The sequence below is a fragment of the Bradyrhizobium manausense genome (assembly GCF_018131105.1).
Classification (GTDB): Bacteria; Pseudomonadota; Alphaproteobacteria; order Rhizobiales; family Xanthobacteraceae; genus Bradyrhizobium; species Bradyrhizobium manausense_B.
The window spans coordinates 1730441-1754616 of record NZ_JAFCJI010000001.1; the positions used below are offsets into that span (position 1 = coordinate 1730441).

Here is a 24176-nt window from a genome sequence, read left to right on the forward strand (position 1 = left end):
TGAGGTCAGGCCGCCTCCGCCAAAGGCGGCACCTCATATGTCTTGAAATGGTCGATCATGACCTTGGCGATGGCGACGAGTGGCAGCGCCAGCGCCAGGCCCCAGATTCCGAAGACGACGCCGAGCAGGATCTGGAACGCGAACAGCGTCGCCGGGGGAATGTCCAGCGCTTGGCGCTGGAGGAGCGGCGTCAGCACGTAGCTCTCCATCGCGTGCACGCCGAGGAACAGGATCAGCGCCGATAGCGCCGGGATCCAGCCCGAGGCGAGACTCGCCAGCACCACGACGACACCGGCGATGATGGCGCCGACGGTTGGGATGAAGGCGAGCAGGCCGGCCTGAATCCCCAGGATGAACGAGCCGGGGATGCCGATGATGGCAAGCCCGATCCAGGTCACGGCGCCGACCGCAAGCATTACGATGATCTGCGCGATCAGCCAGCGCTCCAGCGTCTCGCCGATGCGGTCGATGATCAGCGTCGCGCGGACGCGATGTCTCGCCGGCGCCAGGAAGAGCAGACCGTCGTGATAGACGTTGGGCTGTGCGGCGAAAGCGAGCCCCAGGAACAGTACGATAAAAACGTTGCCGACGGCGCTGATCGCGCCGAGCAGCAGCCTGAAGGTCTGGCTCACGATGGCCCCGCCGCTGGAGGCAAGGGCGCCTGCGCCCGGCAATGGACCGTGCGCATTCTGGTTGGGGGCCGCCGCTGGCGCCGTCTCTCCGGAGGAGGCGGCCGAGCTGGCATTGCCGAGGTCGAAGACGCTGGTGTCGATGCCGTGGTTTTCCAGGAACGACCTGACATGTGTGATCTGCGACTTGATGGTGTTGCTGAGCACCGAGGCCTGCTCGGCGATGGTCGCGCCGCCGAGATAGGCGACACCCGACAGCATTGCGGCGAGCACGATGCAGACGATCGCAAGCCGCACCGCGTGCGGCAGCTGAACGCGCCGGCCGAGCGCATCGGTCAGGGCGTTGAGGCCGACGCCGACCAACATGCCGGTGAAGATCAGGAGCAGGGTCGCTGCAAAATACCAGGTGAAAACCAGCGCGGCGGTGAACAGCACGACGGCGATGCCGCCGACCGAGATCGCCCAGGCCAGGTCATTGCGGGTCCGGGGACGCTCGTCTGCGGGAAGGGTCACATCAAGTCCTTTTCGGCGGCTGCGGGCGAGGCACTCTTTCGGCAAACGCGCGTCCGATCAAGACCGCGTCAACGCGCTGGTTTGACGCTATCGCGCGAACGGTGCAGAGCGTGAGGAAAGAACAAGTGGGGGGCGCTTGAGTTTCATCAGCAAATGGGCCGGTCTGCTCGGGCTCCTGGCCGTGATCGTGATCGGCGATCAGATCCGGATCAACCGTCCCGGCCACAAATATCGCCTCACGGTCGAGGTGACGACGCCTGACGGGATCAGGGCCGCCTCCGGCATTCTGGCGGTCGTGCCAGACCGCAACTATAACCGCGGCGGACGCACCACGACGCGCGGGGAAGCTGTCTTTGTTGATCTCGGTCAGGGCCGCGGCGAAGGCAAGAACCTGGTGGCGTTGTTGGCGCATCAGCAGGGCGGCAAGCTCGACCTCGATCAGATCAACTATGTCGCGCTGCGCGCCTACGGCGCCGCGCGTGGCAACCGCGTCTCGTTCAGCGACATCACCAGGCAGACCGGCATTGTCCCGGTGCAGGGCGAGGTGATCCCCGTGCTCGTGAGCTTCGGCGATCCCAAAGATCCCAAGACTGCGCGCACCGTCGCCAGCGATCATGCCGAGGAGGTCCTGGGTGACGGCTATGCCATCCGCGGTCTCACCGTCGAGGTGGTGCCCAACGGGCTCTGGCCGATCGATTTCGGTGGCGTGCTCGGGGAGCCCGTGACGCGGGGAATCGACGCGAAATTGCCCTGGCTGGCCACGCCTGGCGCGGCGGCGACTGCCCTGAAGGCAGCCGGCCTGCCCCTCGTGGGGACAACCGAGGCCCAGGAGGCATTTGCGCGAAAATAGCATTGCCGTCCCGCGATCCCTTCTGTTGAAATTGTTCCATCCCAAGGGCATGTTTGGAGAATCTTCTTGCGCAGAGGTCGGAACGGGAGATGAGAAAGCCGGTCGTCGGCGTGATTGGGAACGCCAGTCGCATCGAAAATCGATTTCAGGTCCAGATGGTCGGCGAGCGAAACTTGCGCGCCGTGGCCGAGGTCTCCGGCGGCTTGCCGGTGATGTTCGCGGGCTCGCCCGACATCACCGATATCGCCGCACTGCTCGATACCGTTGACGGCGTCGTGCTGACCGGGGCCCGCGCCAACGTTCATCCGACCCGCTTCAACGTCGATCCCTGCGAGAAGCACGAGCCCTACGACATCCACCGCGACGAGGTCGCGCTGGCACTTTCGGTGGCCTGCGTCTCGCGCGGAATACCGCTGTTCGGCATCTGTCGTGGCTTGCAGGAGATGAACGTCGCTTTCGGCGGCTCGCTGCACCCCGAGATCCGCGAAATCCCTGGCCGCATGAACCACCGCATGCCTCGGCTCGAGAACGGCGAGATCCATCCCGATCCGACCGTCGTGTTCGCCGACCGTCACGACGTCGACCTTACGCCGGGCGGCGCGTTCGCAAAGCTCCTCGGCTGTGAGAAGATCCGGGTCAATTCGCTGCATGGGCAGGGCATCCTCGATCCCGGCAAGCGCGTGCTGATCGAAGGCATTGCCGAGGACGGCACCATCGAGGCGATCCGTATCGCGGAAGCGCCGACCTTCGCACTCGGCGTGCAGTGGCACGCCGAGTACGACCCGCAGCGCAATCCGATCAATCGCAAGCTGTTTGAAGCGTTCGGCGAAGCGATGGTGGCGAAGCAGCGGGCGGCTGCGTAGCGCGCGAGAGTTGTGCCGGATCATCGGGGCGCGCTACGTTTCAATTCAATTTTGAAACTGGAATTGCATCCCGATGATACGCGACACGGCCGCTGCCGCCCTTATCCTGCTCGTGTCGCCGGCACTCGCTCAAACCACGCCGCCGAGGGACGGGCCGATCAGTTGCGCTTCGCCGGTCTCACCGGACGATACCGAGCGCAGCCTGAAGCAGCGTTACGGCAAGGAGGCCGTGATACAGGACCTGCCGGGTGCGGAGGGTGAGACCGACAAGGGGTTCGTGCTGTTCCCGAAGGCGATGGATCGCCGCATCGAGGTTGCCTTCAGCAACGACAAGGCCATGCGCGCCTCCGGCTTGACCCTGCGCGACACCGCCAGGACCAGCCGTTGGAGCGTTGGCGGCATCACAATCGGATCGAGCCTCGCCGACGTGCAGAAGGCGAACGGCAAGCCGTTTATGGTGGCCGGCTTCGAGTGGGATTACGGCGGCTTCGTCACCGATTGGAAGGGCGGCACGCTGAGCGGTCCGATGGACGGTGGCTGCACCATCACGATCCGCTTCGACAGGAAATCGGCCGCGCCGAAGTCGCTGCTGGGCGACGGCGTGAAGGTTGCCTCCGACAATGCGACGCTGGTGAAATGGGCACCGGTGGTGACTGAGATCGGCGTGAATTTTCCGGACAAGTGAGTTCAACCGAACCACTGCACGCGCAATATCTCGGGGCGAATAAACCAATCAGTAGGAATTGGTGCGCGCCGGTTTTTGCGATTCCGATTCGTTCTTCGAGAACGAAATGGAGTCAGATGCAGAACGAAAATCGATGGCCCAAAACAAGAAAGGCGCCCGAAGGGCGCCTTTCGCGTGTCTTGGTCGTTCGGGCCGCTTAGCCCGAATAGTACATGTCGAACTCGACCGGATGCGGAGTCATTTCGAAGCGGGCGACCTCGGTCATTTTCAGCTCGATGTAAGCGTCGATGAAGTCGTCGTCGAACACGCCACCGTTCTTGAGGAAGCTGCGATCCTTGTCGAGGCTTTCCAGCGCTTCGCGGAGCGAGCCGCAGACGGTCGGGATCTGCTTCAGCTCTTCCTTCGGCAGATCGTAGAGGTCCTTGTCCATCGCCGGACCCGGATCGATCTTGTTCTTGATGCCGTCGAGGCCGGCCATCAGCATCGCGGCGAAGCCGAGATAGGGATTGGCGAGCGGATCGGGGAAACGCACCTCGACGCGCTTGGCCTTCGGCGAAGCGGTGTACGGGATGCGGCAGGAGGCCGAGCGGTTGCGCGCGGAGTAGGCGAGCAGCACCGGGGCTTCATAGCCCGGGACCAGGCGCTTGTAGGAGTTGGTCGACGGGTTGGTGAAGGCGTTGATCGCCTTGGCATGCTTGATGATGCCGCCGATGTAGTGGAGGCAGGTCTCCGACAGGTCGGCATATTTGTTGCCGGCGAACACCGGCTTGCCATCCTTCCAGATCGACTGGTGCACGTGCATGCCCGAGCCGTTGTCGCCGTAGATCGGCTTCGGCATGAAGGTGGCGGTCTTGCCGTAGATGTGCGCGACCTGGTGGATGCAGTACTTGTAGATCTGCATGTGGTCGGCCATCAGCGTCAGCGTGTCGAACTTCATGCCGAGCTCGTGCTGGGCGGACGCGACCTCGTGGTGATGCTTCTCGACCTTGACGCCCATCTTGGCCATGGCGCCGAGCATTTCGGAGCGCATGTCCTGCACCGAGTCCTGCGGCGGAACCGGGAAGTAGCCGCCCTTGGTGCGGATGCGGTGGCCGAGATTGCCGCCTTCATATTCGGTGTCGGAGTTGGTCGGCAGCTCCGAGGAGTCGAGGCGGAAGCCGGTGTTGTAGGGGCCGGACGAGAAGCGGACGTCGTCGAACACGAAGAACTCGGCTTCGGGGCCGACGAACACGGTGTCACCCACGCCCATCGACTTCACCATGGCCTCGGCCTTCTTGGCGATGCCGCGGGGGTCGCGGTTGTAGGGCTCTCCGGTGGTCGGCTCGAGCACGTCGCAGGTGATGACCATGGTGGTTTCGGCGAAGAACGGATCGATCGTCGCGGTCACCGGGTCCGGCATCAGGCACATGTCGGACTCGTTGATCGCCTTCCAGCCGGCGATCGAGGAGCCGTCGAACATGGTGCCTTCAGCGAAAATGTCTTCGTCGATCATGCTGATGTCGAACGTGACGTGCTGCCACTTGCCGCGCGGATCGGTGAAGCGCAGGTCGACGTACTTCACGTCGTTGTCCTTGATCGATTTCAGGACGTCTTTGGCGGTCTTCATGCATACCCCTTTTGGCTCTGCGGGTCGGTTTCCAGGTGAGCAGATTCGTTCTCGCTTTCGGCGAGTTTGCGCAACCGCACAAACGAAATGAGGCCGCCGAAGCAGCCTTTTTTCTTTCAGAGTGTCGCAAAATTCGGGATAGCACCCGGCTCAGATAGCGTCCAGCCCGGATTCGCCGGTTCGGATGCGGATCGCCTCTTCGATATTGGAGACGAAAATCTTGCCGTCGCCGATGCGCCCGGTTTGCGCAGCACGGCGGATCGCGTCGATCGCGCGCTCGACCAGGTCGTCGCCGATCACGATCTCGATCTTCACCTTGGGCAGGAAGTCGACGATGTATTCTGCGCCGCGGTAGAGTTCGGCGTGACCTTTCTGGCGGCCAAAACCCTTGGCCTCGGTCACGGTGATGCCCTGAAGGCCGACTTCCTGAAGCGCTTCCTTCACCTCGTCGAGCTTGAACGGCTTGATGATGGCTTCGATTTTCTTCACTGCGCGCCTCCCGGCCTTTCGATCAAATAGCAACGTCTTCGTCAGGATGCGCTTCTCTTAACGCACGATCTTGTCTTCGCTATGCCGGGATCTGACCAGCCCGGCAAGATCGGCCGGCCACACCCAGAATATGCCAGTGAGCACGACAAACCGAAGCGGCTTCCTCGAAAGCAGGGTCTATGCCAAGTTGCAAATGCCCTGATTATTGGAGCGTTATCAGCCTTTTAACGAGCATCTCTGATAGGTGGGGCCGGTCGGCTCAAAATACCGCAGACTACGAAATAGGCAAACGGTTCAATATCTGTGCAAACAGTTGTTCCGGAGGCCGGATCAGCACGAAACGTGCCTGTTGAAAAGGCGTTTGGACCAGGGAAGTGGCATGGAAGTTCTAACCACCGCCGAGATGCAGCGGGCTGATCAACTCAGCATCACGGCCGGCACGCCCGGCTTCAAGCTGATGCTGAGCGCCGGCCAGGCGGTTGCGGAAGCCGCCAACGCACTGGTGGAAGAGGGCCCGATCCTGATCGTGGCCGGCCCCGGCAACAATGGCGGGGACGGTTTTGTCGCGGCCGCCGAGCTGGGTGCGCAAGGGCGCGAGGTCTCGGTCATTCTGATGTGCGAGCGCGACCAGCTCCAGGGAGATGCCGCCTCCGCCGCGCGTGGCTGGAAGCAGCCGGTGCTGCCGTTCAATCCGCAGGCGATCGGAAAGCCGGCGCTGATCATTGATGCGCTGTTCGGCGCGGGCCTCAGCCGTTCCGTCGACGGCGAGGCGCGCGCGATGATCGAGGCGATCAATGCCAACGGCGCGCCGGTGCTCGCCGTCGATCTGCCGAGCGGCATCAACGGCACCAGCGCAGCCGTGCTGGGCGCCGCCGTGAATGCCACCGAGACCGTCACCTTCTTCCGCAAGAAGCCCGCGCATTTGCTGTTGCCCGGCCGCATGCATTGCGGCCGCGTGCGCGTCGCCGATATCGGCATCGACGCCCAGGTGCTCGACGAGATCGCGCCGCAAACTTTCGAGAACGATCCGGACTTCTGGGGCACCGCCTTTCCAGTGCCGCGCATCGACGGCCACAAATACGCGCGCGGCCATGTGTTGGCGGTATCGGGCGATGCAGCCGCGACCGGCGCTGCGCGGCTCGCTGCGCGTGGCAGCTTGCGCGCCGGCGCCGGCCTCGTGACGCTCGCGACCCCGCGCGATGCGCTGGCGATCAATGCGAGCGCGTTGACGGCCGTGATGGTGCGCCCGGTCGACACGGTGGTCGAGTTCGCCGAACTGCTCGATGACGTCCGCTACAATACCTGCATGATCGGCCCGGGTGCCGGCCTCAGTGATCGTACCCGCGATATGGTGCACACTGCGATCTCGGCACAGCGCCATGTCGTGCTCGACGCCGATGCGCTGACGAGCTTCGCGGCCAATCCCGAGCGGCTGTTTGAGTCGATCAAGGCTGCGCCGGAGGCCCAGGTGGTGCTGACGCCGCATGAGGGCGAGTTTCCGCGCCTGTTCTCCGACCTCAGCAACAAGACTCCGGGCCGCTCGAAGCTCGAGCGCGTGCGCGCCGCCGCCGAGCGCTCCGGTGCGGTCGTGCTGCTGAAGGGCCCCGACACCACGATTGCCGCGCCGGACGGTCGTGCCACCATCGCCGCCAACGCGCCGCCCTGGCTTGCGACCGCCGGCGCCGGCGACGTGCTCGCCGGCATCATCGCGGGACTTCTGGCACAGGGCTTGCCGGCGTTCGAAGCCGCCAGCATCGGCGTCTGGATGCATGGCGAGGCGGCAAGCGAAGCAGGGCCGGGACTGATCGCGGAAGACCTGACCGAGACGCTGCCGGCGGTGCATCGGCGGATCTATAACGCGCTCGGGATCGAGTACTGAATTTCCACGTCGATCGGCAGGATGGGTAGAGCGCAGCGAAACCCGTCATCTCTGACCTCGGCGAGACGGCGATGGGTTTTCGCTGCGCCCGACCATCCGACGTAACCTCACTCGACCCCGTACCACCGCACCAGCCGCGGGGCCGCCCAATCGGTCACGACGGATTCGATCAGCCATCGCCCCGGAGAGGTCGCGGCGAAGGCGATGCGCTGGGTCTGGCCGGGCTCGATCGCGAGCGTGTCGAGCCAATAGGGTTTCCAGCCATCGTCGAGCCGGTCGAGCAGGCGGAAATGGTGGCCGTGCAGGTGGAAGACCGTGGTGACCGGGGCGGGGTTCTTCACGGCCAGCACGACGGTCCGACCCGCCTTGGCACGGAAGGCGGGGGTGGAGGCGGTGGAGAAGTTAGCCGTCCGGGTCCAGCCAGCATCGGCGGCCCCGAGCGCGACATCGAACCGCAGTGCGCCTTTCAGGTCGAGTTTTTCGGGAAGGTCGTTCGAGGGGAGTGGCTGCGGCGGCGGCAGCGGGGCGCGCTCCAGTTTGCCGGAGACCTTGAGGCGGCCGATCGGGCGCGCCTCCTTGCCGTCATGCAGGACGAACCCGGCCGATGCGGCCGCATCCACGAAGGCGTCGGCGCGGGCACCCGGGGCCAGCACAAGAGCACCATTGCGGGCTGGGAAGGGCTCGGCCGGCTGCCCGTCCAGAGCCATCACCTGGACCTCATGGCCTTCCAATTTGATTGCCAGAACAGACCGTTGCGAGCCGTTGATGAAGCGCAGCCGCAGCCTTTCGCCGGCGGAAGCTGAGAGCTCGAATGAGGTTCGTCCGTTCAACGTGTAGGTCGAGGTCGTGTCCTTGGGATCCCGTCCCGGCGGGAGCGCGGTGCCATCTGGACCCACTCGCCATTCCTCGATCAGCACGACCTCGTCGCGATCGACGGGGATGCGGCTGGTTTCGTTGGCAATGATCGGGAGCGGTCGTGCAGGCTGCTTCAGGCGGTCCTCAAAGAGCCGGAAGTCGGCCAGCAGGGTTCCGGCGTTTGGTATTGAAATAATTGATGTTTCGGTCGCGTCGGGCGCGGTCGGCGCCCGCCCGCGCAAGGGATCGGCCATCACCGCGCCGTTGAGGCCGTACCAGACTGGCGCAAGTGGGACGGATAGCGCGTTCCGGAAGGTCACCTCGCAGCGGTCGCCGCGCTTGAGATGGACATTGCCGAGGTGGCTGACGGCGGCGAGCTCCCAGATCGGTGTGGGCGGCCGATCCGGCCGCAGAGCCAAGGTCGCCGGGCGAGCCTGGAGGGCGAGCTGGGCGGTCGCAACAGGCGTCGCTCCACCCCCAATCAGGCTCGCGGCGGAAGCCCCAAGGCCAGCCAAGACCTCGCGTCTGCTCGGGTCGAAAATCCGCGGTTTCATGGCTCGATCCGGACCACGCCACGCTGGATAAGTCCAGCCATCGTGCCTACTTGGAGAGTGCCTCCACCAGGCCATTTTTTTGCTGCGAACAGTCGGGCACATGCTATAAGCCCGGCCGCCCGCGGCATCGCGGCCGGTCTTGATGCAACTTCACGCGGGCGTGGCGGAACTGGTAGACGCGCTGGATTTAGGTTCCAGTGACGAAAGTTGTGGGGGTTCGAGTCCCTCCGCCCGCACCAAGCGCTTATCGCGTTTGCACGGATTACTGAGGGGCCATGCTCCGCGCGGATGTTTTTCCGTCCGGAGCCGGGCTCGATGAACCACCGGCGTTGAGGTGTTTTGCCTCGGGCTGGATCGATTAATGAGAGCGTCCCGACGCGACAGCGTGCCGGGACCGAACGAGAAGAAGATTGGACGCCATGCAGGTCACAGAAACCCTCTCGGAAGGTTTGAAGCACGAGTTCAAGATCAGCGTTCCCGCGTCTGATCTCGACGCCAAGGCTGGCGCCAAGCTCGTCGACCTCAAGGACAAGGTCCGCCTCAACGGCTTTCGTCCCGGCAAGGTGCCGGTCGGTCACCTCAAGAAGGTCTATGGTCGCTCGGTGATGGCCGAGACCATCGACCAGACCATCCGCGACACCAACACCCAGCTGTTCTCCGAGCGCGGCTTCAAGCTCGCGACCGAGCCGAAGATCACCATGCCGACCGAGCAGGCCGAGGTCGAGGAACTGCTCTCGGGCAAGACCGATCTGACCTACACGGTCGCGATCGAAGTGGTGCCTGCGATCGCGCTCGCGGACTTCAAGACCTTCCAGGTCGAGAAGCCGGTTGCCGACGTCGCCGATTCGGACGTCGACGAGGCGATCAAGCGCATCGCCGACACCAACCGCGGCTATGCTGACAAGGGTGAGGGCGCCAAGGCCGCCTCTGGCGACCGCGTCACCATCAGCTTCAAGGGCACCATCAACGGCGAAGCCTTCGAGGGCGGCACCGGTGAGGGCATCCAGGTCGCGATCGGCTCCAACACCTTCATCCCGGGCTTCGAGGAGCAGCTCGTCGGCATCGGCGCCAATGAGACGCGCACGCTGAAGGTGTCGTTCCCGAAGAACTACATGAGCGAGAAGCTCGCCGGTCAGCCGGCCGAGTTCGAGACCACAGCGACGCTGATCGAGGCGCCGCAGGATCTCAACATCGACGACGAGTTCGCAAAGACGCTTGGCCTGGAATCGCTCGACAAGCTCAAGGAAGCCGCGCGTGAGCGTCTTACGGCCGAGTACGCCGGTGCGACGCGCCAGCGCGTCAAGCGCGCGCTGCTCGACCGCCTCGACGAGGCGCATCGTTTCGAGGCGCCGCCCTCGCTGGTCGATGAGGAATTCAATCTGATGTGGAACTCGGTCAAGGCCGAGATGGACTCAGCCGGCAAGACTTTTGCCGATGAGGACACCACCGAGGAGAAGGCGAGGGAAGAGTACCGCAAGATCGCCGACCGCCGCGTGCGTCTCGGCCTCGTGCTCTCCGAGATCGGCGAGAAGAACAAGATCACCGTGACCGACGATGAGGTCGGTCGTGCCGTGATCGAGCGCGCCCGCCAGATGCCCGGCCGCGAGAAGGAGGTTTGGGACTTCTACCGCAACAACGCCCAGGCGTTGGCCCAGCTTCGCGCACCGATCTACGAGGACAAGGTCGTCGACTTCATCCTCGAACTCGCTCACGTGACCGAGAAGAAGGTCTCGCGCGAGGATCTGTACAAGGACGACGAGGAAAAGACTGCGGCCTGAAGGCTTTGAGACAGTCTTCTATTAATGATGATCAGCGAACGGGCCCAGCTAGCCAGATGGCCGGCTGGGCCTTTTTGCGAGAATCAGCTTCAAGGGCCAGGTGGATTAAGCCTTAATGCGCTCTGCACTTGTCTGGCGCGAATTGGGCTATATCTGTCGGTGCCTACGCGTTCTACCCTCTACCAACTTCCTGCATCACGGGACGTCCATCGGCCTTCCGGCACATCCAGTCAAGACTGGCGATGTCCGCCTCTAAAACCCTAGGTGACTCATGCGCGATCCGGTTGAAACCTACATGAACCTCGTGCCCATGGTGGTCGAGCAGACCAACCGTGGCGAGCGCGCCTACGACATTTTCTCGCGCCTGCTGAAGGAGCGGATCATCTTCCTGACGGGTCCGGTCGAGGACGGCATGTCGACGCTGGTCGTCGCGCAGTTGTTGTTCCTTGAGGCAGAAAATCCGAAGAAGGAAATCTCGATGTACATCAACTCGCCGGGTGGCGTGGTGACGTCGGGCCTTGCCATCTACGACACCATGCAGTTCATCCGACCGCCGGTCTCGACGCTGTGTACGGGTCAGGCTGCCTCGATGGGCTCGCTGTTGCTCGCCGCCGGCGAGAAGGACATGCGGTTCTCGCTGCCGAACGCCCGCATCATGGTGCATCAGCCCTCCGGCGGCTTCCAGGGCCAGGCCACCGACATCATGCTGCACGCGCAGGAAATCCTGAACCTGAAGAAGCGGCTCAACGAAATCTACGTGAAGCACACCGGCCAGACCTACAAGTCGATCGAGGACGCGCTGGAACGCGACAAGTTCCTGACCGCCAACGACGCCAAGGAGTTCGGTCTGGTCGACAAGGTCATCGACAAGCGCGCCGAAGAGGCCGCTGCAGCGAAGGCCCCGTAACACTACCGGGACCGCAACTATGATCCCCGGGAATGCCGGGGATCATGAGCACGGCGTTCATGTTAAGAACGCGTTCGCGAGGGCGCAAAGAGCCTGTCTTGCGCCCTGCGGCAGGCAGAAAGTTCCGCTTTCGTGCTCGTTTTTTCGTGGTAATCCAGCAACGTCGAGGTGATTTCGGTCACTTCACCCGTGCCAAGACCTGAAATCACGGTATTGTAACGGGTAGCCGTCGACCCCGCGATTAGCGAATTCTTGATAGTCGGGTGACAGCATGGTTGGCTACGAATGATCGGCTATGATCGCGGAGAATCGAGTGACCGTGATTCGCACGGGATGTAACGCGTAGGGTCTTTTTTGGTACGGAATTTGCTCTATTTGAATCCCTTGCCCGCCAACGTTTCGGGACGGGACGACTGAGCGGACGGGATCGAACCGCGGACGGAGACATGAATGAGTAAGGTCGGCACGAGCGACTCCAAGAACACGCTATATTGCTCGTTCTGCGGCAAGAGCCAGCACGAAGTCCGCAAACTGATCGCGGGTCCCACGGTCTTCATTTGCGACGAGTGCGTCGAGCTCTGCATGGATATCATCCGTGAGGAGAACAAGTCCTCGCTGGTCAAGTCGCGCGACGGCATTCCGACGCCGAAGGAAATCTGCAAGGTCCTGGACGACTACGTCATCGGCCAGAGCCATGCGAAGAAGGTCCTGTCGGTCGCGGTGCACAACCACTACAAGCGACTCAACCACCAGACCAAGCACAACGATGTGGAGCTCGCGAAGTCGAACATCCTGCTGATCGGTCCGACCGGCTCGGGCAAGACGCTGCTCGCGCAGACGCTCGCCCGCATCCTGGACGTGCCGTTCACGATGGCGGATGCGACCACGTTGACCGAAGCCGGCTATGTCGGTGAGGACGTCGAGAACATCATCCTGAAGCTGCTCCAGGCTGCCGACTACAATGTTGAGCGCGCCCAGCGCGGCATCGTCTACATCGACGAAATCGACAAGATCAGCCGCAAGTCCGACAATCCCTCGATCACGCGCGACGTGTCGGGTGAGGGCGTGCAGCAGGCGCTGTTGAAGATCATGGAAGGCACCGTGGCGTCGGTCCCGCCGCAGGGCGGCCGCAAGCATCCGCAGCAGGAATTCCTGCAGGTGGATACCACCAACATCCTGTTCATCTGCGGCGGTGCGTTCGCCGGCCTCGAGAAGATCATCTCGGCGCGCGGCCGGTCGACCTCGATCGGTTTCGCGGCGCAGGTGATGGCGCCGGAAGATCGCCGTACCGGCGAGATCTTCCGTCACGTCGAGCCTGAGGATCTCCTGAAGTACGGTCTCATCCCTGAATTCGTCGGTCGTCTGCCTGTGGTCGCGACGCTCGAGGATCTGGATGAGGCTTCGCTGAAGAAGATTCTCACGGAGCCGAAGAACGCGCTGGTGAAACAGTACCAGCGGCTGTTCGAGATGGAGAACATCGAGCTGACCTTCGCCGACGAGGCGCTTGGCGCGGTCGCCCGCAAGGCGATCGAGCGCAAGACCGGCGCGCGTGGCTTGCGTTCGATCCTCGAAGCGATCCTGCTCGAGACCATGTTCGACCTGCCGGGCTTGGAAGGTGTGGAAGAAGTCGTGATTTCCCGCGAAGTTGTGGAAGGCACGGCGCGTCCGCTCTACATCTACGCCGATCGGACCGATCGTGCCGTCGAGAACGCCAGCGCCTGATTTGCGGCGCTGGAACGCTCCTGTCGTCATTCATCGTAGCGGCTGCGGATAAGTCTTCCGCAGCCGGAATTGCGTCGCTTACCCACGTGCGTAAGCGCCTGATGGCGCGTGTTTTTCAATGACTTGACACCCCCCGGGTCGATAGCCACCTAATGTCGGCGGCGAGCGAGAATTTTGTTCAAGATTCGCCTCAGTTCCGATCCGGCAAGCCCGGTCCAACCTTCAAATGGTAGACCGGTTTTGTGGATCAATTCGGCACCTTGTGGCGGTTGCGCATGAGACGCGGACTGCGTGCGAGGGGGCAAAGCAAAAGGAAAAGGCCATGACTAATCCAAAACCCCGGCCAACCATCACTCATGGTGAGACGCACGCTTATCCCGTGTTGCCGCTGCGCGATATCGTCGTCTTCCCGCACATGATCGTTCCGCTCTTCGTCGGTCGCGAGAAGTCGATCCGCGCGCTTGAAGAGGTGATGAAGAACGACGCGCTGATCATGCTCGCGACGCAGAAGAATGCGTCTGATGATGATCCGGCGCCCGATGCCATTTACGAGACCGGTACGCTTGCCAGCGTCCTGCAGCTCTTGAAGCTTCCCGACGGTACCGTGAAGGTGCTGGTCGAAGGACTCGAGCGTGCGCGCGTGGAGAAGTACACGGATCGTGCCGACTATTACGAAGCCACCGCAATTGCGCTCGCCGACACCGACGGGAAATCGGTCGAGGCGGAAGCGCTGTCGCGTTCGGTCGTGTCCGACTTCGAGAGCTATGTGAAGCTCAACAAGAAGATCTCGGCAGAGGTCGTCGGCGTCGTGCAGGCGATCACCGATTTCGCCAAGCTCGCCGACACCGTTGCCTCGCATCTCGCCGTCAAGATCGCCGATCGCCAGGGCATCCTGGAGACGCTGTCCGTCACCACGCGCCTGGAGAAGGTGCTGGGCCTGATGGAGAGCGAGATCTCTGTGCTGCAGGTCGAGAAGCGCATCCGTTCGCGCGTCAAGCGCCAGATGGAGAAGACCCAGCGCGAGTATTATCTCAACGAGCAGATGAAGGCGATCCAGAAGGAACTCGGCGACGACGACGGTCGCGACGAGCTCGCCGATCTCGAAGAGAAGATCTCCAAGACCAAGCTCTCCAAGGAAGCGCGCGAGAAGGCGCAGCATGAATTGAAGAAGCTGCGCCAGATGTCGCCGATGTCCGCGGAAGCGACCGTCGTGCGCAACTATCTGGATTGGCTGCTGTCGATCCCGTGGAACAAGAAGTCCAAGGTGAAGAAGGATCTGGAATCGGCGCAGGCCATTCTGGACTCCGATCACTACGGGCTCGAGAAGGTCAAGGAGCGTATCGTCGAGTATCTCGCGGTGCAGTCGCGCGCCAACAAGTTGACCGGCCCGATCCTGTGCCTCGTCGGTCCGCCCGGCGTCGGCAAGACCTCGCTCGGCAAGTCGATCGCGAAGGCGACCGGCCGCGAGTTCGTGCGCGTGTCGCTCGGCGGCGTGCGCGACGAGGCCGAGATCCGCGGTCATCGCCGCACCTATATCGGCTCGATGCCCGGCAAGATCATCCAGTCGATGCGCAAGGCGAAGTCGTCGAATCCGCTGTTCCTGCTGGACGAGATCGACAAGATGGGCGCCGATTTCCGCGGCGATCCGTCCTCGGCCTTGCTCGAGGTCCTCGACCCCGAGCAGAACGGGACGTTTGCCGACCACTATCTGGAGGTCGACTACGATCTGTCGAACGTCATGTTCATCACGACCGCGAATACGCTCAATATTCCGGGCCCGTTGATGGACCGCATGGAGATCATCCGGATCGCGGGTTACACCGAGAACGAGAAGGTCGAGATCGCGCGCAAGCACCTGATCCCGACCGCGGTGTCCAAGCATGGCCTGGACTCCAAGGAGTTCTCGATCGACGACGACGCACTGCTGCTGTTGATCCGCCGCTACACCCGCGAAGCGGGCGTGCGTAACCTGGAGCGTGAGCTCTCCACACTCGCCCGCAAGGCGGTGAAGGAGCTGATGATCTCCAAGAAGAAGTCGGTCAAGGTCACCGAGAAGACTCTGGAAGAGTTGCTCGGCGTGCCGAAGTACCGCTTCGGCGAGATCGAGAGCGAGCCGCAGGTCGGCATCGTTACCGGCCTTGCCTGGACCGACGTCGGCGGCGAGTTGCTGACCATCGAGGGCGTCATGATGCCCGGCAAGGGCAAGATGACGGTCACTGGCAATCTGCGTGACGTCATGAAGGAATCGATCTCGGCGGCTGCGTCCTACGTCCGCTCGCGCGCAATCGTCTACGGCATCGAGCCGCCGCTGTTCGACCGGCGCGACATCCACGTGCACGTGCCGGAAGGCGCGACGCCGAAGGACGGGCCGTCGGCGGGCGTGGCCATGGCCACCGCGATCATCTCGGTCATGACCGGCATCCCGGTCCGCCACGATGTCGCGATGACCGGCGAGATCACGCTGCGCGGCCGCGTGCTGCCGATCGGCGGTCTGAAGGAGAAGCTGCTGGCTGCGGCGCGTGGCGGCATCAAGACGGTGCTGATCCCCGAGGACAACGCCAAGGATCTCACGGAGATTTCCGATGCGATCAAGGGCGGCATGGAGATCATCCCGGTCTCGCGTCTCGACGACGTTGTCGCCAGGGCGCTGGTGAAGAAGCCTGTGCCGATCGTCTGGGAAGAAGACACCAAGGTGACGGTGAAGCCGGACGGCGACGAAGCCGCCGGCGGACTGACCGCTCACTGAGGTCGCAAACCGAAAAGATGATAAAACGGCGCCTTCGGGCGCCGTTTTTGCTTTGGGGTAGGGGATTGCGATGCAGGTCGACGGTCACTGTCATTGCGGCATGATCACCTTTGAGGCGGAGGTCGATCCAGAGGCGGTCTCGGTCTGTCATTGCCGCGACTGCCAGGCCCTGACGGGTTCGCCGTTCCGGGTGACGGCGGTCTGCACCAAAACCGACGTCAAGCTCACCGGCGGCACGCCGAAGGTCTACGGCAAGCGTGGCGACAACGGCCGGATGCGTTTCCAGCACTTCTGCGCCGACTGCGGTTCCCCGCTGTTCACCAGCGGCGAAGGCGACCAGGCCGACGATTGGGGCATCCGCTGGGGCAGCATCCGCCAGCGCGACAAATTGCGCCCGGTCAGGCAGATCTGGTGCCAGTCGGCCGCAGTCTGGATCGATGCGGTCCCGCTGCTGCCGGGCCGGCCGCGGGATTAAGGGGCGTCGTCCGATCGGCACTTGCTCCGGCCGGGCTCGTAAGGCTAAACAGGCGCCGAGGGCGGTTAGCTCAGCTGGTTAGAGCATCTCGTTTACACCGAGAGGGTCCGCGGTTCGAATCCGTGACCGCCCACCAGACTTCTCTCATCTGACCGCGTATCGGGTCTCCGGCGCGGTGTTCACCGCCGGCAAAAATGAGAGACCCAATGGAACAGCCGGCCGGACACGCGCAGAATGCCGACCAGATCGCCTACTGGAACGGCCCGAGCGGTCAGCGCTGGGCCGATCGCCACGGCGCGCAGGAGAGCCTGCTCGGACCCATCGCCGATGTGCTGATCGACCGCGCCAGACCGAAACCGGGCGAGCGCGTTCTCGATGTCGGCTGCGGCTCGGGGGCGACGACCTTTGCATTTGCGAAAGCTGTCGCGCCTCATGGTTTCGCGCTGGGCCTCGATGTGTCCGATCCGATGCTGTCGCAAGCACGCGCGCTTGCGCCGAAGGGGCTGCCGCTCGATTTCGTGCTGGCCGATGCGACGGTGCATCCGTTCGAGCCGGCGAGTTTTGATCTGCTTGCCTCGCGTTTCGGGGTGATGTTCTTTTCCGACCCGATCGCGTCCTTCACCAATTTGCGGCGTGCGCTGAAGCCGACCGGGCGGCTCGCCTTCGCCTGCTGGCGCGAACCGAAGCAAAATCCGTGGATGATGGCGCCGCTGATGGCGGTCTACAAACACGTGCCAAAAATGCCGCCGGTCGGACCCGAAGAGCCGGGCCCGTTCGCGTTTGCATCCGAGGAACGCGTCACGCGTATCCTCACGGGCGCGGGCTTCGCCGACGTGGCGATGGAGCCGCATAATTTGCCCATGGACATCGCCATTGGCGGCGGGCTCGATGCGGCGGTCGACGGCTCGCTCCAGATCGGCCCCGCCAGCCGCGCGCTCCAGGGTCATCCGCCGGAGACGTATGCAGCAGCCAAGGCCTCGATCCGCGAAACGCTTGCGCCGTTCCTGACGGGCAACAGCGTGGCGCTGCCGGGCGCGATCTGGATCGTGACGGCGAGGGTGGGGTAGGCCTCGGTCCATGCGCCGTCATTGCGAGCGTAGCGAAGCAATCCCGACCGTCTCCACGGCGATAGTCTGGATTGCTTCGTCGCTTCGCTCCTCGCAATGACGGCGTCGATGGAGTTGTGAGTCCTACACCACATCATCCGGCGCGAGCGCGCAGCCATTGTCGGGATGGGTTTCAACCTGGAGCGTGGTGTGGCCGATGCGGAAGGACGTCTTCAGCATCTGTGAGGTTTCCATCAGGAACGCATCGGCGGTGCCCGCGGGCATCACGAGATGACAGGTCAGCGCGGTCTCGGTCGTGGAGATCGGCCAGACGTGGAGATCGTGGATCGCTGAGACGCCCGGCCGCGCCAGCAGAAACGCCCTGATTGCGGTGAGGTCGGTGCCCTTCGGCGCGGCCGCCATCGACATGTCGATGGAGCCGCGAAGCAGGCTGGTCGTGCCCCACAAAATGCTGGCGCAGATGACGAGGCTGGTGACGGGATCGAGCCAGAGCCAGCCGGTCCAGATGATCAGCGCCGCCGAGACCACGACGCCGAGCGAGACGGCGGCGTCGGACGCCATGTGCAGGTAAGCGCCCTCGATGTTGATGTCTTCCTTGCGGCCGCATGCGAACAACATGGCGGTGAAGCCGTTGATGAGGATGCCGATGCCGGCGACCACCATCACGGTCACGCCCGCGACCGGCTCGGGTTCGCGGAGGCGCAGGATCGCCTCCCAGCCGATCGCACCGGTTGCGACCAGCAGGAACACCGCATTCGCCAGCGCGGCCAGGATTGTGGAGGCGCGGAAGCCGTAGGTAAAGCGGCCGCTCGGTGCGCGCTTCGCTGCAATCGAGGCGCCCCAGGCTACGACGAGGCCGAGCACGTCGGACAGATTATGGCCGGCATCGGCGAGCAGCGCGGTGGAGTTGCCGAGATAGCCGTAGATGGCCTCAGCCACGACCAGCGCGCTGTTCAGCGCAATGCCGATCGCAAATGCCTTGCCGAAATTGGCGGGCGCATGGACATGGACGTGACCGTGGGAATGGTCGTGGCCATGATCATGCGCGTGGCCGTGGTCATGGTGGTGATGACCGTGGTGGTCGTGGCTGCCCAAACCTAGCGCTCCCCGGCTTCAGCCAAATCAGGCCTCATTGTAGGCGTTTCACCCGTCGCGTCACGCCGGAACAGTACGTAGAGCGCCGGCAGCACCAGCAATGTCAGCACCGTCGAGGAGATGATGCCGCCGATCACGACGGTTGCCAGCGGCCTCTGCACTTCGGCACCAGCGCCGGTAGCAAGCGCCATCGGCACAAAGCCGAGCGAAGCAACCAGCGCCGTCATCAACACCGGACGCAGCCGCGTCAGCGCGCCCTCGCGCACGGCCTCCGCGATGGGCCGCCCCTCGCTGCGTAAACGCTCGATGAAGGCGATGATGACGAGGCCGTTGAGCACGGCAACGCCCGATAGCGCGATGAAGCCGACGCCGGCGCTGATCGACAGTGGAATGCCGCGCAGCAAGAGCGCCGCGACGCCGCCGGTCAGGGCCAGCGGCACCCCTGAGAACACCAGCGCCGCATCCGACGCCGAGCCCATGCTCATGAACAGCAAGAGGAACACCAGCGCGAGCGCCGCCGGCACCACGATCGTCAGCCGCTTGCCGGCGGAGACCAACTGCTCGAACTGGCCGCCCCAGCCGATCCAGTAGCCGGGCGGCAGCTTGACCTTCTCCGCGACGGCAGCTTGTGCCTCTGTCACGAAGGAGCGCAGGTCGCGGGCGCGGACGTTGGCCATCACCACCACGCGGCGCTTGCCGTTCTCGCGGCTGATCTGGTTGGGCCCCGGGGCGATCTCGATCGCGGCAACGGAGGATAGGGGGACATAGCGAAGTGCTGCGCCCGATGCACCCGACCATGCGGTCTTGGTCACGGTCGCGGCATCCTCGCCCGGGGGCAGCGGGATCGGCAGCGATTTGATCGCGTCCGGGTCGGCTCGCAGGCTCTCCGGCAGGCGCACCACGATGTCGAAGCGGCGGTCGCCCTCGAACAGCTTTCCGGCCGACTTGCCGCCGATCGCGATCTCGACGAGGTTTTGCACCTCGCTGAGACTGAGGCCGTAGCGCGAGAGCGCCTGGCGGTCGAGCTTGACGGTGAGGATCGGCAGACCTGCGACCTGCTCGGTCTTGACGTCGGCCGCGCCCTCGATGCCGCGGACCACGCCGTTGACCTGCTGGGCAATGCCCGCGAGCACGTCGAGGTCATCGCCAAAGATCTTGACGCCGACGTCGCTGCGAATGCCCGCGATGAGTTCGTTGAAGCGCATCTGGATCGGCTGGGTCATGCCATAGGCGGTGCCGGGCAGGGTGTTGGCGGCGCGCTCGATTTCCTCGATCACCTCGTTCTTCGGCTTGGCGGGATCGGGCCATTCGTCGCGCGGCCTCAGCGTGACATAGGTGTCGGCGACGTTCGGCGGCATCGGATCATTGGCGATCTCGGCGGTGCCGATCTTGGAGAAGATGGTTGCCACCTCGGGCACCTGCTTGACCGCCTTCTCAAGCCGAAGCTGCATATCGACGCTCTGGGTCAGGCTGGTGCCGGGAATCCGGATCGTCTCGATGGTGATATCACCTTCATCAAGGCTCGGGATGAACTCGCCGCCCATGCGCGTTGCGGCGAACAGACTGCCGGCGACGATCAGGACGGCGCCGAGCGCGACGCTGCGGCGATAGCGAATAGCGCGGTCGAGTAGCGGCACATAGATGCGCTTCGCAGCACGCATGAAGATATTCTCCGTCTCCGAGACCTCGCCGGTGACGAAGATCGCGACCGCCGCCGGGACGAAGGTGACTGACAGCAGCGCCGCGCCGGCGAGGGCCATCAGAACGGTCAGCGCCATCGGCGTGAACATCTTGCCCTCTGTCCCCGTCAAGGTGAGGACCGGCAGATAGACCACGGCGATAATGAGCGTGCCGAAAAGGCTCGGCTTGATGACTTCCCTGCTGCCGTTACGGATGGTCTGGAGGCGTTCGTCCAGCGTCAGCAGCCGGCCGCGCCGGTGCTGCTCGGCGGCCAGCAGCCGCAGACAGTTCTCGACGATGATGACTGCGCCGTCGACGATGATGCCGAAATCGATTGCGCCGAGGCTCATCAGGTTGGCGCTGACCTTGCTCTCGACCATGCCTGTGATCGTGAACAGCATCGAGAGTGGGATGACGCAGGCCGTAATCAGCGCGGCGCGGATGTTGCCGAGGATCAGGAACAGCACCGCGATCACCAGCGCAGCCCCCTCGACGAGGTTTTTCTCGACGGTCCTGATGGTCGCTTCCACCAGATGGGTGCGATCGTAGACAGCGTGTGCAATGACGCCGTCGGGCAGCGATTTCGCGATCTCGTTGAGCCTTGCGGCGACACGCTGGGCCACTGTGCGGCTGTTCTCGCCGATCAGCAGCATGGCGGTACCGAGCACCGTTTCGCTGCCGTTGGCCGTCGCGGCGCCCGTGCGCAGGTCCTGGCCCTCACTGACGTCGGCGACGTCGCGGATGCGGACCGGCACGCCGCCGCGGGATCCGATCACGATGTCGCGGATGTCGGATATGTTGGCGACCTGGCCGGGGGCGCGGACGAGATATTGCTCGCCATTGCGCTCGATATAGCCGGCGCCGACATTGGCATTGTTGGCGGCGAGCGCGGTCATGATGTCGCGGAAGCCAAGCTTGTAGGCCATCAGCCTTCCGGGGACCGGCAGCACGTGGAATTGCCGCTCATAGCCGCCGATCGAGTTGACCTCGATCACGCCTGGAATGGTGCGCAATTGCGGCTTGATGATCCAGTCCTGGATCGTGCGCAATTCCGTCGGCGTGAACTCGGCGCCGCTCGGTGACTTTGCGCCGGCCTTGGCCTCGACGGAATATACATAGATCTCGCCGAGCCCGGTCGAGATCGGTCCCATCGCGACTTCGGTGCCTGCCGGCAACTGGTCCTTGGCCTGCTGGATGCGCTCGTTGACGAGCTGGCGCGCAAAATAGATGTCGGTACCGTCCTGGAACACGACAGTGACCTGGCTGAGCCCATAGCGCGAGATCGAGCGGGTGTAATCGAGCCTGGGCAGGCCGCCCATCGCGGTCTCGATCGGGAAGGTGATGCGCTGCTCGGCCTCGAGCGGCGACAGGCCTGGCGCACGCGTGTTGATCTGGACCTGGACGTTGGTCACGTCAGGCACGGCGTCGATCGGCAGTCGGGTGAAATTCCAGACACCGAAGGCGCCGGCCGCGAGCGCGAGCAGCACTACCAGCCAGCGCTGGCGGACGGAGGCAGAGAGCAGCGCGTCAATCATGCTCGGCCTCGCCCTTGCCCATCTCCGCCTTCACGACAAAGCTGTTCTCGGCGACGTAGTGCTCGCCGGGCGAGAGACCGGCACGGATCTCGATGAACTGCGGGTCGGAATCCCCAAGCTCCACCGGCCTCGCCTCGATCTTGTCGTTGTCCTCGCGGACAAACACGATGGTCTTGCTCTCCAGCGTCTGGATCGCGCCGCGTCGCACCGCGACCGCGACATTGCGGGCTGCGAGGATCAGCCGCGCGGTGACGAACAGGCCGGGACGAAGACGGCCGTCCGGATTCGACAGCACGACGCGTGCGAGCGCGGTCTGGGTCTCGCTCGAGCCGATCGGTGCCATATAGGAGATCGTGCCCTTGATCTCGCCGCGGCCGTCGTCGGGGTCGATCAGTACTTCGTCGTTGAGACGGACGCGCCGGAGGTCCTGCCGGTAGATCGACAGATCGACCCAGATGGTGGAGAGATTTGCGACGACGAACGCCGGCTTCTGCTCGGAGGCATATTCGCCGAGCGAAATCTGCCGCTCGATGATGGTGCCTGGTATCGGCGCTTTCAGCTCGTAGACGGTGAGGCTCTGGTTGCTCTCGATGGTGGCAAGGAGGTCGTCCTTGCCGACTTTGTCGCCGATGCGCTTCTGGATCGATCTTGCCACACCCGGAAAGCGCGGGGTGACCTGAACGACCGCCTCTTGATTGGCGCGCAAGATGCCGTTGAAGGACAACGTGTCGGTCAGTGTCGCGCTTGCGGCCTCCGCCAGCACCACGCCGGCCGCGGCGAGCTTGACGTCGGAGATGCGGATGCGGTCGGCACCGTGCTCGTCCTGCTCGACATGGTCGCTCGGCTTTTCCGACTTCTGCCCGGAATGCTCGGCATGCCCGGCCGGTGTGACCTTGGCCGGGGCGAGCAGCGAATAGCCGTAGGCGCCGAGCGCGGCGGCAAGGATGGCGACGAGGATGGTGGAGGGGGCCGTCATCGCGCGCTCTCCCGGGCCAGCGCAAAGGGATTGCCGACGAGGCCTTCGATGGTCGCAACGCCGGCGTGGAAGTTCTGCAGTGCTTCCTGCTCGCGCAGCCGCGCCTGCGTCACGCTCGCCTGTGCGTCCAGCACTTCGAGCAGGGTGAACCGGCCCTGGCCGTAGCCTTGCAAGATTGCTTCGGACGCTTCTGTCGCTTTGGGGATCGCGGTCTCGCGCAGCACAGCGAGCTCGCGCAGCGAGCCCTGCAGCGAGTCGTGGGCGCGGCCGGCGATCACGATCAGCGTGTTGCGGTTGGCTTCGCGCTCGGCCCTCGTCTTGGCGAGGCTTTCCTGCGCCGAAAGGATATTGCCCTGGTTCTGGTCGAAGACGGGGATCGGCACAGAAACGGAAAGACGCACCGCGTCGTCATTGGTCTCGTTGAAATGACGCCACCCTGCAGCGATCCGCACGTCAGGATAGGGTTTCAGCCGCGCGAGCAGCAGTTCGGCGTTCCGCTGGGCATAGACCGCAGTCCAGCGCACCAGTTGCGGGTTGGCATCTATGGCGGCGACCACAGATTGGAACGTTGGCGGTCGTCCCGTGGTGTCGAGCCGCCCGGACACCTCGCCGAATTTCGCGGCAGGATCGCCCATCAGGACCGCAAGCTCGCGCCGGGCGCTTGCCAGCGTCGCCTTGAAGCGCTCGCGGTCGGCCTTCACAAGGGCGGAGGCCACCTCGGCGCGGCCGGTTTCGGCCGGCGAGGAGGCGCCGGCCTCGACGCGGCGGCGCAACAGCGGTGTCAGCTTGTCGATCGCCGTGATCTCCTCGTCGAGGATCTGGATGCGCCGCTGCGCCCCGAGCACGCCGAGGAAGGCGATCGCGGTCTCCGACAGCACTTCCAGCCTGATCGCCTTGCGCTGGATCGCGGCGACTTCGATGCCGGCCGCTCCGGCCGCGATCCGCGCCTCGCGCTTGCCGAACAGCTCGAAGGCCTGGCTGATCTGGAGCGTCGTCTCGGCCGATCTGGTGCCGCGATAGATGCCGGAGCCGAACGAATTGTCCTGCTCATAGGACAGTTCGGGATTGAGGAGGGCGCCCGCCTGGAAACGCTGGCCCGTGGCGATGCCGACATCGCGTTCCGCCGCCGTCAGGCGCGGGCTCGCACCAAGCGCGCGCGAGAGCGCGGCGCGCATCGTCAGCGTCTGGGCGTGAGCGTGCTGCGTCAGCCAGGGGCTGACGAAAATCGCCATCGCGCACGAAAGGCGCGCGGCAGTTCGTCTGCAAGACATG

18 protein-coding genes and 2 tRNA genes are annotated in these 24176 nt (G+C 64.0%); 12 read left to right on the forward strand and 8 right to left on the reverse strand.

Features of this window, described 5'->3' with window-relative positions; genetic code table 11:
* Nucleotides 1–5 precede the first annotated feature (5 nt).
* On the reverse strand, nt 6–1142 hold the full coding sequence (locus JQ631_RS08115; RefSeq protein ID WP_212325315.1) for an AI-2E family transporter: 1137 nt from the start codon (nt 1140–1142) through the stop codon (nt 6–8).
* A gap of 136 nt (nt 1143–1278) precedes the next feature.
* On the opposite strand from JQ631_RS08115, the gene JQ631_RS08120 reads away from it, so the two are divergent.
* From JQ631_RS08120 to JQ631_RS08130, 3 genes are all read left to right on the forward strand, one after another.
* Nucleotides 1279–1992, forward strand: a complete 714-nt coding sequence (locus JQ631_RS08120; protein ID WP_212325317.1) for a hypothetical protein — start codon at nt 1279–1281, stop codon at nt 1990–1992.
* Nucleotides 1993–2081: 89 nt separating this feature from the next.
* Nucleotides 2082–2855, forward strand: coding sequence for a gamma-glutamyl-gamma-aminobutyrate hydrolase family protein (locus JQ631_RS08125; protein WP_212325319.1), 774 nt, complete (start codon nt 2082–2084; stop codon nt 2853–2855).
* A 73-nt stretch (nt 2856–2928) separates the two neighbouring features.
* Entirely contained in the window at nt 2929–3540 is a 612-nt protein-coding gene (locus JQ631_RS08130; protein ID WP_212325321.1) for a hypothetical protein, read from the forward strand.
* Between the two features lie 196 nt (nt 3541–3736).
* Here the strand turns inward: JQ631_RS08130 and glnA are convergent, their stop codons facing one another.
* Entirely contained in the window at nt 3737–5146 is a 1410-nt protein-coding gene (glnA, locus tag JQ631_RS08135; protein WP_212325323.1) for a type I glutamate--ammonia ligase, read from the reverse strand.
* A 150-nt stretch (nt 5147–5296) separates the two neighbouring features.
* Nucleotides 5297–5635 carry a P-II family nitrogen regulator gene (locus JQ631_RS08140; protein WP_007603495.1) on the reverse strand — a complete coding sequence of 113 codons (339 nt, stop codon included), beginning with the start codon at nt 5633–5635 and terminating at the stop codon, nt 5297–5299.
* A 379-nt stretch (nt 5636–6014) separates the two neighbouring features.
* On the opposite strand from JQ631_RS08140, the gene JQ631_RS08145 reads away from it, so the two are divergent.
* Nucleotides 6015–7514: an NAD(P)H-hydrate dehydratase gene (locus JQ631_RS08145; protein WP_212325325.1), complete on the forward strand. Its 1500-nt coding sequence runs from the start codon at nt 6015–6017 to the stop codon at nt 7512–7514.
* Nucleotides 7515–7621: 107 nt separating this feature from the next.
* Here JQ631_RS08145 and JQ631_RS08150 read toward each other — a convergent pair whose 3' ends face one another.
* The gene (locus tag JQ631_RS08150; protein ID WP_212325327.1) at nt 7622–8923 is read right to left on the reverse strand and encodes a multicopper oxidase family protein; all 1302 of its coding nucleotides are present in this window, start codon (nt 8921–8923) and stop codon (nt 7622–7624) included.
* A 154-nt stretch (nt 8924–9077) separates the two neighbouring features.
* On the opposite strand from JQ631_RS08150, the gene JQ631_RS08155 reads away from it, so the two are divergent.
* The 8 genes from JQ631_RS08155 to JQ631_RS08190 all read left to right on the forward strand — a co-directional run bounded on the left by JQ631_RS08155 (nt 9078) and on the right by JQ631_RS08190 (nt 17618).
* A tRNA-Leu gene (locus JQ631_RS08155) sits at nt 9078–9162 on the forward strand.
* A 180-nt stretch (nt 9163–9342) separates the two neighbouring features.
* Entirely contained in the window at nt 9343–10701 is a 1359-nt protein-coding gene (tig, locus tag JQ631_RS08160; protein ID WP_212325329.1) for a trigger factor, read from the forward strand.
* A 271-nt stretch (nt 10702–10972) separates the two neighbouring features.
* Nucleotides 10973–11608 (forward strand): ATP-dependent Clp protease proteolytic subunit, encoded by a 636-nt coding sequence (locus JQ631_RS08165; protein WP_212325331.1) that lies wholly within the window; start codon nt 10973–10975, stop codon nt 11606–11608.
* A 450-nt stretch (nt 11609–12058) separates the two neighbouring features.
* Nucleotides 12059–13330 carry an ATP-dependent Clp protease ATP-binding subunit ClpX gene (gene clpX, locus JQ631_RS08170; protein ID WP_212325333.1) on the forward strand — a complete coding sequence of 424 codons (1272 nt, stop codon included), beginning with the start codon at nt 12059–12061 and terminating at the stop codon, nt 13328–13330.
* Nucleotides 13331–13652: 322 nt separating this feature from the next.
* Nucleotides 13653–16076, forward strand: a complete 2424-nt coding sequence (gene lon / locus JQ631_RS08175) for an endopeptidase La (protein WP_212325335.1) — start codon at nt 13653–13655, stop codon at nt 16074–16076.
* A gap of 70 nt (nt 16077–16146) precedes the next feature.
* Complete coding sequence (locus tag JQ631_RS08180; protein WP_212325337.1) at nt 16147–16551, forward strand: GFA family protein; 405 nt, start codon at nt 16147–16149, stop codon at nt 16549–16551.
* Nucleotides 16552–16610: 59 nt separating this feature from the next.
* Nucleotides 16611–16687: transfer RNA gene (locus tag JQ631_RS08185), tRNA-Val, on the forward strand.
* 70 nt (nt 16688–16757) lie between these two features.
* Nucleotides 16758–17618 carry a class I SAM-dependent methyltransferase gene (locus JQ631_RS08190; RefSeq protein WP_212325339.1) on the forward strand — a complete coding sequence of 287 codons (861 nt, stop codon included), beginning with the start codon at nt 16758–16760 and terminating at the stop codon, nt 17616–17618.
* Between the two features lie 123 nt (nt 17619–17741).
* Here JQ631_RS08190 and JQ631_RS08195 read toward each other — a convergent pair whose 3' ends face one another.
* From JQ631_RS08195 to ihpA, 4 genes are read right to left on the reverse strand one after another with little or no spacing between them, the layout of a single operon-like run.
* Nucleotides 17742–18713, reverse strand: a complete 972-nt coding sequence (locus tag JQ631_RS08195) for a cation diffusion facilitator family transporter (RefSeq protein WP_212325341.1) — start codon at nt 18711–18713, stop codon at nt 17742–17744.
* 2 nt (nt 18714–18715) lie between these two features.
* A complete protein-coding gene (locus tag JQ631_RS08200; protein ID WP_212325343.1) occupies nt 18716–21928 on the reverse strand; it encodes an efflux RND transporter permease subunit in 3213 nt (1070 codons plus the stop codon).
* Nucleotides 21921–22904 carry a divalent metal ion exporter adaptor subunit IhpB gene (ihpB, locus tag JQ631_RS08205; RefSeq protein WP_212325345.1) on the reverse strand — a complete coding sequence of 328 codons (984 nt, stop codon included), beginning with the start codon at nt 22902–22904 and terminating at the stop codon, nt 21921–21923. The genes JQ631_RS08200 and ihpB overlap by 8 nt, the downstream gene beginning before the upstream one ends.
* Nucleotides 22901–24175 (reverse strand): divalent metal ion exporter subunit IhpA, encoded by a 1275-nt coding sequence (gene ihpA, locus JQ631_RS08210; protein WP_212325347.1) that lies wholly within the window; start codon nt 24173–24175, stop codon nt 22901–22903. Before ihpA ends, ihpB begins: the two co-directional genes overlap by 4 nt.
* Nucleotide 24176 lies beyond the last annotated feature (1 nt).